The following is a 13,470-nucleotide window of genomic DNA, read 5'->3' on the forward strand; positions in this document are numbered from 1 at the left end:
ACCTCATTATATGCACCGGTTAAAGGTTCGGATAAAAAAGGTATTACTGATTTTAAGACATTTGTCGGAACAGATAAAATAAAAAGTATAGCACAAGAAGGTGGAGAGAAAACCGCCATAATTGTCGGGGGGGGATTTATCGGTGTTGAAATCGCATTATCCCTTGCGAAGATTGGAATTAAATCTTCCGTACTTAATAGAAGGGGTTGGATAATGCCCCGCCTGATAGATACGGAAACGGCTGAATATGTTGAAAATGATCTTCGAGCCCGGGGTGTTGATGTAATGTTAAATACAGAGGGGAAAGAATTTATTGGAAAAGAAGTTGTTGAAGGTCTTTTAACCACGGATGGCAGAAAATTGAAAGCTGATATTTACATAGCGGCAACAGGTGTTAAACCCAGCATTGATTTTATTAAAGACACTGATATTGAATATGACACAGGAATTATTGTAAATGAATACCTCCAGACAAAATATCCGTATATCTATGCATGTGGGGATGTTGCAGAAACCATTGAGCTTGTTTCCGGAGAAAGGAAAATTCATGGTTTATTTCCCGTTGCGGTAAATCATGCACAGACGGTCGCACATAATATTCTGGGTATGAAAAGGAAATATGAAAAACAGGCAAATATGAATTCTTTAAAAAAATTGAGTTTCAAACTCATAGTGGTTGGAAAACTTAAAGGAGAAGAAGTTAAATATAAAACCAAAGATGTTTTGCGCAAAATATATTTAAAAGATGATAAAATAATGGGGTTTGTGTTATTAGGGGATATTTCGAATGCAGGCGTTTATTTATCCCTTTTTACTAAAAGAGTTAACGTTTCAAAATTTAAAGATGAACTTTTATCAAAATACTTTTATCCTGGAATCTTAATGACTCAAAATTAAGGAACTTGTAAAAATTTTGATTTCCCCTTTCCTGCAAGATAAGATAGGCGGTTGCTTTTTAAAGGATTCACCTGTATTTTAGGGCTTTAACCGTTAAAAGGCCAAAAAGATTTCATGAAATTTGACACATACCATATATCATCCGCTATCAAAAAGAATTTGTCGGGACTTGGATTTAAACGTCCCACAGACATCCAGTATAAGGCTATTCCTTCCATTATGAAGGGAGAGGATGTACTTGCCATTGCCCAGACCGGTACAGGGAAAACAGCCGCATTTGCCATTCCCATAATTGATAAGATCCACAGGGCAAAGAGTTCAAAACGATCACAGGGAATCAAATGTATTATCCTGGTCCCCACAAGGGAACTGGCCTCTCAAATCGGATCCGTATTTGATGATTTTTCAAAACACACCAAGGTAAAGATATTTGCAGTTTATGGAGGGGTTGAACAGGACCCCCAGATCAAAAAGCTTGCCAATGGAATTGATGTGCTTGTGGCAACTCCCGGACGGATGTTTGATCTGATCAGCCAGGGGGCCATCAGCCTGAAACAGGTGGATATTCTTGTTCTTGATGAAGCTGACCAGATGCTGGATCTTGGATTTATCAATGATATCAAATCAATAAAAAGAAAGCTTTTTAAAAAACATCAAACCCTTTTCTTTTCCGCAACAATTAATAAACAGATTAAAAAGCTTGCCTTTTCCCAGGTGAAATCTTCTGCTATAAGGATTCAAATTTCTCCGGAAGATCCGGTTTCTAAAAACGTATCCCATTTTGTCATGTTTGTTGAAATGGATGATAAACGTTTTTTTTTACGAAGATTTATCAGTGACAATCCGGAAGCAAGGATCATTGTTTTTGTCAGAACAAGGGTTAGGGCGGAACGGGTGGCAAAAGCCCTTGAAAGGGGTGATATAAAGGCTTCAACCCTTCATGGAGAAAAAGATCAAAAGGAGAGGACAGAAGTGATGTCCCTTTTTAAACAGGGCAAAATAAATATTATGATTGCCACAGATGTCAGTGCCAGGGGCATCGATATTCCCAATGTTCACTATGTTATTAACTATGATCTTCCGGAAAAGAGTGAAAATTATGTCCACAGGGTGGGACGAACGGGCAGAGGGGTTCAAAAAGGGATTGCCATCTCCTTTTGCAGCAAGGAAGAAAAAGAACGCCTTGAAGATATCCAGCAGTTTTTAAATAAAAAGATTCAAACCATACCTGTCAGCAAAAAAGAGTATACCTATACCCTTTCTTTATCTAATGAGATCCAAAGCATTCAGGAATTAATCCAGGAGCAGGAAGATTGGGAAAAAAGGAAGAAAAAGCGAAAGAAGAAAAAATAATCCGCTGAAAATATTGACTTATACCCACAGATATAAAAAGCACCCGATATAGATGATAGTAACAGATGTGGCAATGAACATCTTGACCCGGGATAGTTGAAAGGTCTCCTTAATTAACAGCACATTCACAGCAAAACCATATAAAGAAAAGCAAATAGCCAGACCAGCCATCAAAGGCATCTGCCCACCGGTTTGAAGGGCCGCTATAAAGGGTGCCAACGGCCACAGAGAAATAGATGCAGCACCCATATTAAAGTATGACAGTATAAAATTTGCTTTTCCGCCGATGGCTTTTAAAAAAACCCAGAAAAAGAGTGATGCACTGGCATGCATTAAAAACGCTATGGGAATGCCTGCGATAATGATTTTTAAGGCATTAAAAGAAGAAGCATCAAACCCTTTTTCAACTAAAAGGATCTTGCTGAAAAAAAAGGCGGAAAATCCATAAATTAATCCCAGAATGACCACATTAATGATGGCAAAATATTGCAGCTGTTTCAGGCTCAATTTTTTAACAGGGGCAATATCAAATTGAAGAAGCCGGATCATGGAGTTAAAATAGTTCATTTGGGATTCCTTTTTGTTGTGCAGCCCCCTGGAAATTTTTGGATCCAGGGGACTGCGGTCAGGCTGAACTCAGGAGGAGAACGCCTTTTAAAGTGTTAACTCCAGGGTTGAAGACCCCAGAAAAATATAGCGATACAGACAGCAGATATAATCAAGGGCCAGGTAATACCGTTGTACCTGGTTTCTTCATAATCTGTTCCCCAGCCATGGATTCTGTCAATTACCTTTTTGTCTGCCAATGTGGGAGCAAAGGCTTTGAACATGGACATTCTGTTAAAGACAATGGACAGGATGATAAACATGGCAAAACTCAATGGTATGGTGACCATTCCACCGGACATGCCAAGTGCTGCTACAAGGCCGCTACCCACACAAATAGAGGGGATGACATGGGGAGAGATCAGAATAAATAGAAAACCGCAGAATAGTGAAGTAACGATTAAAGCAAGCTTATTGGCTTCTTTCCACCACACACCCAGTAAAATGGCCGGAGTGGCAGTAGTCGCAAGGAGCCCGAATGCCCAGAGGATACTGGTCACCAAAAATTTTGGCGGGCTGAAAGCCATGAGAATGGCGGCGGCTCCACCCATGAGAAGGGCAGCATAACCCCACTTCATTTTTTTGGAAGTTTCCATATCAGGGGCAATGATTCCCAAAAGGTCTGATCCCACAAGTCCTGCAATGGCCATAAGGTTGCCACCGATTGTGGAAAGTCCTGCAGCCACCGCACCTCCCATAACAAAGGCGGCAACAAGGGTTGGGTTATAAAATACATTGAGAATCAAGAGGGTCTGGTCAGCTTTTTCAATTATCCTGCCTGTGGTGGCGGTAAAGTAGTTTCCTGCAAATCCGACCACATAGGTTCCTGAGAAAAGAAGGCCCAGAAAGAGGGCAAACCATACAACTGCCCAGCGGGCACTCTTTACAGATGAAGAGGTAAATACTTTCATGGCCAGATGGGGTAATGCAATGGGGCCTAAGGTAAACGCGGGAATCAGAGCAAAATACCATCTATAATCATATTTCATATCAAAAAATGTGGGGATATTTTTAAGCATATCCGGAACCATATCACCGTACGCTAATGGTGGAAACCACCATCCGGATGATCCCATGATTTTCATGATGGCACCCATGGGAACAATCATGGCAATGGTCATGACAACCATCTGGAAGGCTGCATTATAGGTGGCTCCGTACATACCGCCGATGGTGATAAATCCGACAGTTGCAACTCCTGCAACAATGATGGCAGTGTTATACGGTACGCCAAAGAGGAGTTCGAATGCACGCCCAAGACCAATCATCTGCCCCAGTGCATACATGATCATGATAAGGATCATCCAGCAGACAATAACGATCGTGGAGGGTTTCCCATATCGTTGTCTGATAAAGGTTGCGGGAGTAAAGGCCTTCATCCGCCTTAAACTGGTCCCGTATAAAAGGGTGAGCAGAGGAATGGAAATGGCCCATTGAATCCAGAGATAGACAAAAGGCACCTGGAGTTTTAAAATAAGAGCAATAACCCCTAAAAAGGTTGCAAGGCTAGCCCAGGTGGCTGCCATTCCAAGACCGTTGGTAACTGGTCCGATGGAAAATCCTGCTGCGTAAAAATCTGCATCGGAAGTGGTTTTACGGCTGGCCATATAACCCACACCGTAGAAAATAACAAAAAGGATAAAAACAATACCAATTCCTATCCATACATTACTTAACGCATATTCAGCCGGCATATTATGGCCTCCTTATATATCAGTTTTTTCGGTTTCAGTGACAGGTGGAAGGGAATCGACATACTCTTCCATTTCGTCATCAAATTTATTACACATGATGGTCATGGCCAGACAGACTGCCGCAACCCCAAACCATCCCAACAGTATAGGAATAATATATTGAGTTGGAAATCCCCATAATGTGCCTTGCTGCAGACTTGGAAAAAGAACAAAAATTGATGCTGAGTGGCCCACCAAAAGCAGTAGAACAGAAAATACAATGGTGAGTGTAATTTCTTTTTTGTAGAGTTTTTCTTTCATGGCAAAACTTCCTTATTTAATAGATATGATATTTGATTTTTGCCGGTAGCCGGCCCCCAAAAAATAAAATTGGGTAAATTCGGTACCGGGTGCCGGCAAAATTAGCCTTTTATAATTATTTTGGCTGCACCAATGGTTTATCTGCCCCACTCAGCGTCTCTCAGGTCAATTCGTCGTATCTTGCCGCTGATGGTTTTAGGCAATTCTTCTACAAAGTCTATCTTCCTTGGATATTTATAGGGTGCGGTGGCCTTTTTGACATAATCCTGTATTTCTTTAACCAGGTCGTCACTGGGCTTATAATTTGGAACGAGAACAACAAAGGCTTTAACCACTTCACCACGGGTTTCATCCGGACTTGAAACAACCGCTGATTCTGCAACAGCCGGATGCTCGATCAGGGCGCTTTCCACTTCAAATGGCCCGATTCTATAGCCGGAAGACAAGATAACATCATCCGATCTTCCCACAAACCAGAAGTATCCGTCTTCGTCTCTATAGGCTTTATCTCCTGTGAGATACCAGCCCGGAATAAATGCAGATGCTGTTCTGTCGGGTTCTTTCCAGTATTCTTTAAAGAGCCCGACCGGTTTTTCAGGTTCAATCCTTATAGCTATATCACCCTCTTCGTTTGGTTTAAGGATGTTGCCCTGATCATCAATCACATGCAGATCAATACCAGGAGTGGCTTTTCCCATGGAACCGAAACGCGGTTCAATGCAGGGGAAACTTCCGGCAAGAAGAACCGTTTCAGTCTGGCCGTAACCGTCTCTGATAATACATCCTGTTGCTTTTTCCCAGACATCAATGATTTCCGGGTTTAATGGTTCTCCTGCACCAACACAATGTCGAAGTGCGGGGAATTTGTACTGGGACAGATCCTGCAATACTAACATTCTGTAGATAGTGGGCGCACCGCACATGGTAGTGACCGGATATTTAGCCAGTAAATCAAGGGTGACTTCTGGATCAAACCGGTCTGTATGATGTATAAACTGGGCAGCCCCCTGATTCCATGGCCCAAAATAGCTTGACCAGGCGGCTTTTGCCCAGCCTGTATCAGATATATTCCAGTGCATGTCTTCAGGTTTCAGATCCAGCCAGTATTTTCCGGTTACCTGGTGTCCGATTCCATAGGAATGGGCATGTAATGCCATTTTGGGAAATCCTGTTGTGCCGGATGTAAAATAAACCAGGCAATTGTCTTCAGCTTTCGTTTTAGCTGTTTCAAACTCATCAGATGCATCTTTCATGGCATCGTCAAAAAAGACCCATCCGTCTTTGGCAGCTGTAATAACAATTTTTGATTTAATGGTGTCACATTTATCTGCTACCTCATCAAAAATTGCTGCAATCTCAGGATTGGTAATGATACAGGCAGCTTCGGATTTAGTGGCACGAAACTCCAGATCTTTTGAGGTGAGCTGTGTGGTTCCAGGAGATATCATGGCACCGCAGCGGATACAGGCTGTGAAAATGATCCACCATTCAATGTTTCGTGGAAGAACCACAATGACGACATCGCCCTGCCCAATGCCCTGGGCTTTTAAAACATTGGCAAGTTTTTTTGAGGCAACACTGAGATCATTGAAGGTTGTTCTTATCTCCGTTCCATTGTCATCCACCCAGAGCATGGCAAGCTTTTCTTTATCCTGAGCCCATTTGTCAATGACTTCACCGGCAAAATTGTAATATTCCGGGACTTCCCATTTGAATTCTTCATACTCTTTGTCATAGTCAGTCATATTTGGTTGTATTGTCATATGTCTTACCTTTTTCCTTTGAAGTAGAGTTGATGGTTGGCTTCGTTAAATATTAAAAATCAGTTAAAAATTTTTCACCTCCTTACAATATGGTGTATTAAAGGAAGACGAATTAAACAATCGGTAGAAACCGGATTTTGAATGTAGGTGATTTTGTAGGATATGTGGTTAAAAGCAGTATGGTCTTGTAGGTTTCAGACCTACAAGGGTAAAATTAATCAGGCTGGGTGGTAATCTGACCGGTCTTTTCAAAATGCACGGCAGATCTAATCAGTTCATTGGCATGTTTTAAGTTAAGTTTATTTTTTATTCTTTCCCGATAGGTACCTATGGTTTTAATGCTTAAAAAGAGTCTTTCTGCGATATCCCTGGAAGAAAACCCCCTGCCGATCATTTTAAAGACCTGCAATTCTCTGTCTGTCAACCGGTCAATGGGTGTTTTCTTTTTGGCTTCCGGCGTGTCGGAAAAATTGGAAAGAATATGTTCTTTAACGTTTTCGTTAAGATAGATTTTTCCTTCAAGAACATGATGAATGGCTGAGACGACAGACTCCATGGCTTCCTGTTTCATGATATAGCCTCTGGCACCGGCATGCAAAGCCCGTTCAGCATATAAATATTCATCATGCATGGACAACATTAGAACAGGAATATTTTTGTGATATTTCTTGACATACTTTACAAGATCAATACCGTCAGATTTTTTTAAGGTGATGTCTGCAATGATGAGATCAGGTTTTAAGGTTTCTATTTCCTTAATGGCAGGCTCCACATCTTTTGAATCACCAAAAGCGATAAAATCGTTTTCCTGGTTGATCAGCTCGGCAAGTCCCAGTCGGAAAATGGGATGATCTTCAACCAGCAATATTTTCTTTTTATTTGGCATAAATCATCTTCATCATGTTCAATGTTGGCTGAAAATAGCATTTTTAAAAGGTTCATGCAATGATTAACCACGATTGATTAACCTGACTCCGAGCTCAGCTTAAGGCATTTAAAGGTAAGGTCAGATTTACCCGGGTACCGGTGTCATTAGAATCGATCAGCAAAGAGGCCCCGATAAGCTTGGCCCTGTAATTCATGATTCGCAATCCCATGCCGTCTGTCTGCCTTGATGTATCCATTCCCACCCCGTTGTCCTTCACGCTGAGAAGAAATATGTTTTCCTGTATTGTTATTGTGATCTTAATTTTGTCTGCCTTTCCGTGGCGAATGGCATTCTGAACAGCCTCCTGGGCAATATGGTACAGGTTGATGGTCATGATGGTGCTTCCTTCAGGGATTTTCTCCCTGCAGTCAAGACTGCATTCCATTCGGTGCATGATTCGGGTATTGGTGACCAGCTCCTGCAGTGAAGACTCAAGGCCGTGGTCAAAATAAACCGGGCAAAGCCCCCTGGCCAGCTGGCGTGTTTTATAAGTCGCCTCTTTTATTAAATCCGTGATTTTATCTGACAACTGCCCTGCTTCCCGGGAGTGTCCTTCAACCTTTTTTTTTAATACCTTACTTAATCCTTCAATTCCAATTAAATGGGGACAAAGATCATCATGAAGGTTATTTCCAATCTTTTGTCGTTCTTTTTCCCCTGTTTTGATAATAGCCTTTTCAAGACGTTTGAATTCGGTTACATCCCTGTGTATAATCACTGATCCCAAGGGGTTCCCGTCCTTATCCCGATAAACCGATCCCCGGGTGGTCACATCAATGAGCCGTCCGTCCCTGGATGTCCTCTGGGTCTCGGTCCGCGGCAGCACTTTACCCTCCAGGATCGTTCCGATTCCTTCCATGGTTTCTTTCCAATGCTCTCTGGGGACAAAATGATCCATTTTTTTCCCCATGCTGTCTTCCAGCGTATATCCAAACACCTTTGTAAAGGCAGGATTCATATAGGTGACATTCCCTTCCATATCATAAACCACAATGGGATCAGGTGTTGCTTCCATAACAGACCGATACTTTTCTTTGCTTTCCTGCAAAGCATTCTGGGCCTGCTTACGTTCTGAAATCTGGGCTTTAAGAGCTTTATTATGGGTTTCAAGCTTGTCCATAAAGGAGTTATAGTAAAAGGTGAGCTGACCCACTTCATCATGGGACTCCATTTTCACCAGGCGGTTGGAAAAACCGTCGATAATATCTTCGTTAAACCGGTTCATCAGTTCGCGCAAGGGCTTTGTGATAGTGGAGCTCAAGATAAAGGAGATGGGGATAAATAGAATCAAAGAGGCAAATCCCACAATAATGATAAAGTTTTTAATGGTATTCAAAGGAGAGAAAAATTCATCCAGATAACTGGAGGAGGCCACAATCCATTCATATTCCGGAATATAGTTAAAAAGAACCAGTTTTTTTCTGAAGCGTTCATCTTTGGGGTCTTTCCATGGATAAATCATTTTACCATTTTTTTTTCTCATCATTTTTTTAAAGAAACGGCTGGAAAAGTTATGGCCGAGGAACACATTGGTTCCGGTAAGTTCGGGATGAATAATCATATTTCCTTTGATATCCATGATATAGGAATATCCGGTTTTTCCAAATTTTAAACTCAGGATATTCTTTTTAAAATCATCGATATTAACAAGTTTGGAAAATTCTTTTCGATAGGAAGATACAGTGATCATCCAGTCCCAGGGTTCAAAATAGCTCAGGTAAAGAGCCTTGGGTCTTTCCCTTTGATCATCCGGATTTTTCCAATAATATTCAATATAGCCGTTCTTTTTTGCTATCATTTCCTGTATAAATTTGTGATCGGAAATATCCAAACCTTCCAAAGATTTTTTAGGATGTTTGATTATCCTTCCTGTACCATCTATGAGGCAGATATAGCCTGTTATTCCGATTTTCTGGTATAGAATAATATCTACAGCCCTTTTTTTTGCCTCCCCAAGAGAGAGCTCGCCTGCTGCCTGTAAATCATAAAGGTGTTGAATAATTTCATGATTTTTTTCTGCTGTTGCCCGCAAATGGTTTTTGATGGATACAGAGACGGCAGTCTTAACATTATTCAATATGGCAGAAGTAGAATTTTGAAGTTCGTTTTCAATATTTTTTTCAACATTCCGTTTAACAATGGAATAGATGATCAGGCTTGCAAGGCTCATGATCACAAAAAATGTAAAAGAATAGATAAACAGCAGTTTATATCGGATACGGAAATTTTTAACCAGATGAAACGGATTCATATTCAATCTCCTCTTTTCATATCAATTTGTATTTTTGTAATTTTCTTGCAATGGTTGACTGGTTCAGGCCAAGCACTTTTGCCGCTTTTGACTGGGTCAAATGCTTATTCATAATATCTTTTAGAATCTGTTTTTCAAATGTTGTCATCATTTCACGCAGAGAGAGACCCTTGTCATGTATATCTGTGAACAGGTTATCATTTTTTGCTGAATCCATAACACTATGGGGAAGATCATTGTAATGGATTTTATTATTTTCATTCATCACCACAAGGCGTTCACATATATTGATCAACTCCCGGACATTGCCGGGATAGGCATATTTTTCCATGGCATCTCCGGCATTGTTGGTCAGTTTGATTGGGCCTTTAATCTTATGTTTTTTACAAAAATATTTTATGTAATGGGATATCAGAGGCAGGATACACTCTTTCCGGTCTCTAAGGGACGGCAGGTGGAGGGGAATTACCTTGAGCCGGTAATAAAGGTCTTGCCTGAATGTTTTATCAGCCACCATTTTTTCAAGATTCTGGTTGGTGGCAGCAATAATGCGGACATTTACTTTTTTACTGGCAGTGTCACCAATCCGGCTGAGATGGCCATCCTCAAGAAATCTTAACAGCTTTACCTGGGAAGACAAGGGAAGTTCTGCAATTTCATCCAGAAAGAGTATGCCTTTGTCAGCCACTTCAAACCGCCCGGCCTTGTTTTTATCCGCACCGGTGAAAGCACCTTTTTTATAGCCGAAAAGCTCACTTTCTACCAGAGACTCGGGGATGGTGCCGCAGTTAAGCCTGATCATGGGTTTGTCCCGGCGGTTTGAGTGGTAGTGAATCATCTCCGCAATCATTCCCTTGCCCGTGCCGGATTCGCCGAGAATGAGAACAGAGGAATCCACACGGCTGATTTTGACGGCTTTTTTAAGAATAGTTTTTAAATTATGGCTTTTGGCAATGATTTTTTTTGCCTTTGACGCTTCTATCTGCATTTCCAGAAGATCTTCCTCCAGTTCGGCTTTCAGAGCCTGTTTTTCCTCAATTTCCTTTTTAAGTGTTTCAATCTCGGTAATATCCCTTTCATTGACCACCACCCTGAACAGCTGTCCCTCTTTGTCAAATACGGGTGTGGCTGTGAGCAATAGATTTTTTCCGTGTTTGGTATGCTGTATAATGGTTTCTTTTTTTTGGGATTTTAATACTTTTAAGGTAACGGAGCGGTCAATAAACCTTTTGTCAACCAGTTCCTGCATGAATTTTCCGATAAATTTTTCAGCTCTGATGCCGGTCAGCTCTTCCGAAGCCGGGTTGATCCTTATCACTTTTCCCTGACCGTCGCAGATCCAGAAACCATCATGACTGGAGTTAATGATGGTATCAAGTTCCATGGATATTTCCTGATAGGATTTCATTTTTTTGCTGACCTTTTCCAGCGTGGTGACATCTTCGAAAAGGTAGAAAAGTCCCAGGGTGATTTCTTTCCAGATAATGGGGCTGATCCGCGTCATAAATTTCTTATTGTGTCTGATGATTTGGATATCCCTTAAGGTAATGGTATCTTTTAAAACCGCAGTGGAGTGTTCGGTCAGTTCCGGCAGGGTGGTTTGGATTAATGTACCGGTAAAGATATCCAAATATTCCTGAGCTTTTTTATTTGAAATGGCTGTTTTAAAAGAGCAGTCAGTTACCACGATACCGTTGGGAGATGCATTCAGAAAGGCTTTACTGAATTGTTTCCAGCTCAATTGTTTTGATTTTTCGTTAAGGGATATGGATTTTTCGGTAATAATCATTTTAAATCTCCGGATTTAGAAATATTCTATGCGCTGGTGCATAATTTATGCACCAGCGCATAGAATATACGGATATTTTCCATTAATCAAGGGCAAAACACCATAAAATGGTAATGGCATGTTAATTGCTATTTTCATAATAGTCGTAATAGTTCGTATATTGAATTTGAAAAGTATTTGTATCTTGGTACAGATTAGTTTTTTAATAAAAATGAATCAGTCCAAATAGTCAGGAGATTTAAGATGTCACAATTAAGTAAGGAACTTTTGGAGCGAAGATTAAAAAATATTCCCCCGGGCCCTTTTAATACAACCCCGGCTTTTATCAAAGATGCCAAAGGCGCCTGCATGGTTGATGTGGACGGAAAAAGGTTTATCGATTTTGCTGGAGGAATCGGTGCCAATAACGTGGGGCACAGTCATCCAAAGGTTGTCCAGGCCATAAAGGATCAGGCCGATTCCTTTATTCACACCTGTTTTCATGTTGCCATGTATGAATCCTATATAGAACTTGCAGAAAAATTAAATGATCTGGCACCAGGGAATTTTCAAAAAATGACCCTGTTTGCCAACTCAGGTGCCGAGGCGGTTGAAAATGCAGTAAAAATTTCCCGGTACGCCACCAAAAGAAGCGGCATTATTTGTTTTGAGAATGCGTTTCATGGCAGGACCCAGCTTGCCATGAGTCTTACCAGTAAAATTAAACCCTATAAATTGAATTTCGGACCCTTTGTACCGGAAATTTATAGAATGCCCTATGCCTATTGTTATCGCTGCCCGTTCAATCTTAAATATCCTTCCTGTGATGTCGCATGTGCAGATCATCTTGAGGATTTTTTTATTGGCAATGTGGCACCTGAAAATACAGCAGCAGTAATTGCAGAACCCATCCAGGGAGAAGGCGGATTTGTAACGCCTCCGCCTGAATATTTTCCAAAGCTTCAAAAAATTTGTGCCAAATATGAAATACCCTTGATTATTGATGAAGTCCAGGCAGGTGCCGGCAGAACCGGCAAGTTTTTTGCCATAGAACACTGGGGGATAGAACCTGATATTATCACTCTTGCCAAAAGTTTTGCAGGGGGGATGCCGTTAAGTGCTGTTATCGGAAAAACAGAATTGATGAAAGCCCCTCATATAGGCGGTCTTGGCGGGACTTACAGTGGCAATCCTGTCTCCTGCAGGGCCGCCCTTGCAGTTCTTGAAATATTGTTTGAAGATGGGCTTATGGAAACAGCTCAGCGTCTTGGCGAAATCTTATTGGAAAAATTTACAGACCTTCAAAAGAATCACGAAATCATAGGGGATGTCAGGGGGAAAGGCCCCATGCTGGGTATGGAGCTGGTTAAAGACAGAGTAACCAAAGAACCTGCCGTTGAAGAGGCTAAAAAACTGGTACAGCTCTGTTATGAAAAAGGGTTGATTATCCTGTCCTGCGGGAACTATGGTAATGTTATCAGAACACTGATGCCGCTTGTGATAACAAAAGAGGAACTGGACGAGGGACTTTCAATACTTGAAGAAAGTTTCCATGAATTAGAAAAATAATAAAGGCCGGAAAAATAAAGGCCAAGAGAATAAAGGCAGGTCAATGAAAGGTTATTTTTTTAAATTATTAAAGATTGATGCGACAAAGAAAACCTTCCGGATCGAAGATATTGGCAAGGGTATGATAGAGACAAACTTAGGAGGCAAAGGCCTTGCCACGCAATTGCTTCTGGACTGCAACCCTGCAGGAGTTGACGCTCTGGGGCCTGATAATCATTTGATCATTGCCTCGGGTCCTCTTTCGGCAAGTTCCCTGTATGGTTCATCCAGGTATGGCGTTTTTGCCAAATCTCCTTTAACGGGTTTTTACGGGGAATCCTATTCAGGGGGAAGTTTTGCAG

The 13,470-nt window shown here is 41.3% G+C and carries 11 protein-coding genes; 4 read left to right on the top strand and 7 right to left on the bottom strand.

Annotated features, from left to right (window positions below):
- The coding region (locus tag K8S13_RS08725; protein ID WP_291461993.1) for an FAD-dependent oxidoreductase at nucleotides 1–897 on the top strand (897 nt) is incomplete at its 5' end.
- A gap of 114 nt (nucleotides 898–1,011) precedes the next feature.
- Complete coding sequence (locus K8S13_RS08730) at nucleotides 1,012–2,250, top strand: DEAD/DEAH box helicase (protein WP_291461994.1); 1,239 nt, start codon at nucleotides 1,012–1,014, stop codon at nucleotides 2,248–2,250.
- Nucleotides 2,251–2,268: 18 nt separating this feature from the next.
- On the opposite strand, the gene K8S13_RS08735 is transcribed toward K8S13_RS08730, so the two are convergent.
- From K8S13_RS08735 to K8S13_RS08765, 7 genes are all read right to left on the bottom strand, one after another.
- Nucleotides 2,269–2,817: a hypothetical protein gene (locus K8S13_RS08735; RefSeq protein ID WP_291461995.1), complete on the bottom strand. Its 549-nt coding sequence runs from the start codon at nucleotides 2,815–2,817 to the stop codon at nucleotides 2,269–2,271.
- Nucleotides 2,818–2,912: 95 nt separating this feature from the next.
- Nucleotides 2,913–4,550, bottom strand: coding sequence for a sodium:solute symporter (locus K8S13_RS08740; protein WP_291461996.1), 1,638 nt, complete (start codon nucleotides 4,548–4,550; stop codon nucleotides 2,913–2,915).
- A 12-nt stretch (nucleotides 4,551–4,562) separates the two neighbouring features.
- Nucleotides 4,563–4,850, bottom strand: a complete 288-nt coding sequence (locus tag K8S13_RS08745; protein ID WP_291461997.1) for a hypothetical protein — start codon at nucleotides 4,848–4,850, stop codon at nucleotides 4,563–4,565.
- A gap of 137 nt (nucleotides 4,851–4,987) precedes the next feature.
- The gene (locus tag K8S13_RS08750) at nucleotides 4,988–6,613 is read right to left on the bottom strand and encodes an AMP-binding protein (protein WP_291461998.1); all 1,626 of its coding nucleotides are present in this window, start codon (nucleotides 6,611–6,613) and stop codon (nucleotides 4,988–4,990) included.
- A gap of 214 nt (nucleotides 6,614–6,827) precedes the next feature.
- Nucleotides 6,828–7,499: a response regulator transcription factor gene (locus tag K8S13_RS08755; RefSeq protein ID WP_291461999.1), complete on the bottom strand. Its 672-nt coding sequence runs from the start codon at nucleotides 7,497–7,499 to the stop codon at nucleotides 6,828–6,830.
- 94 nt (nucleotides 7,500–7,593) lie between these two features.
- Complete coding sequence (locus tag K8S13_RS08760; RefSeq protein WP_291462000.1) at nucleotides 7,594–9,792, bottom strand: cache domain-containing protein; 2,199 nt, start codon at nucleotides 9,790–9,792, stop codon at nucleotides 7,594–7,596.
- 16 nt (nucleotides 9,793–9,808) lie between these two features.
- On the bottom strand, nucleotides 9,809–11,581 hold the full coding sequence (locus K8S13_RS08765) for a sigma 54-interacting transcriptional regulator (RefSeq protein WP_291462001.1): 1,773 nt from the start codon (nucleotides 11,579–11,581) through the stop codon (nucleotides 9,809–9,811).
- 243 nt (nucleotides 11,582–11,824) lie between these two features.
- Between K8S13_RS08765 and gabT the strand changes: the two genes are divergently transcribed.
- Both gabT and K8S13_RS08775 read left to right on the top strand, forming a co-directional pair.
- Nucleotides 11,825–13,129 carry a 4-aminobutyrate--2-oxoglutarate transaminase gene (gene gabT / locus K8S13_RS08770; protein ID WP_291462002.1) on the top strand — a complete coding sequence of 435 codons (1,305 nt, stop codon included), beginning with the start codon at nucleotides 11,825–11,827 and terminating at the stop codon, nucleotides 13,127–13,129.
- 43 nt (nucleotides 13,130–13,172) lie between these two features.
- Nucleotides 13,173–13,470: aldehyde ferredoxin oxidoreductase N-terminal domain-containing protein (locus K8S13_RS08775; RefSeq protein WP_291462003.1), on the top strand; the 298-nt coding region annotated here is incomplete at its 3' end.

This window comes from Desulfobacula sp. (genome assembly GCF_021107415.1).

Excerpts from the sequence above, each read along its gene's own strand:
- K8S13_RS08730 (WP_291461994.1), top strand. The coding sequence starts at position 1,012 with ATGAAATTTGACACATACCATATATCATCCGCTATCAAAAAGAATTTG.
- K8S13_RS08735 (WP_291461995.1), bottom strand. The coding sequence starts at position 2,817 with ATGAACTATTTTAACTCCATGATCCGGCTTCTTCAATTTGATATTGCC.
- K8S13_RS08740 (WP_291461996.1), bottom strand. The coding sequence starts at position 4,550 with ATGCCGGCTGAATATGCGTTAAGTAATGTATGGATAGGAATTGGTATT.
- K8S13_RS08745 (WP_291461997.1), bottom strand. The coding sequence starts at position 4,850 with ATGAAAGAAAAACTCTACAAAAAAGAAATTACACTCACCATTGTATTT.
- K8S13_RS08750 (WP_291461998.1), bottom strand. The coding sequence starts at position 6,613 with ATGACAATACAACCAAATATGACTGACTATGACAAAGAGTATGAAGAA.
- K8S13_RS08755 (WP_291461999.1), bottom strand. The coding sequence starts at position 7,499 with ATGCCAAATAAAAAGAAAATATTGCTGGTTGAAGATCATCCCATTTTC.
- K8S13_RS08760 (WP_291462000.1), bottom strand. The coding sequence starts at position 9,792 with ATGAATCCGTTTCATCTGGTTAAAAATTTCCGTATCCGATATAAACTG.
- K8S13_RS08765 (WP_291462001.1), bottom strand. The coding sequence starts at position 11,581 with ATGATTATTACCGAAAAATCCATATCCCTTAACGAAAAATCAAAACAA.
- gabT (WP_291462002.1), top strand. The coding sequence starts at position 11,825 with ATGTCACAATTAAGTAAGGAACTTTTGGAGCGAAGATTAAAAAATATT.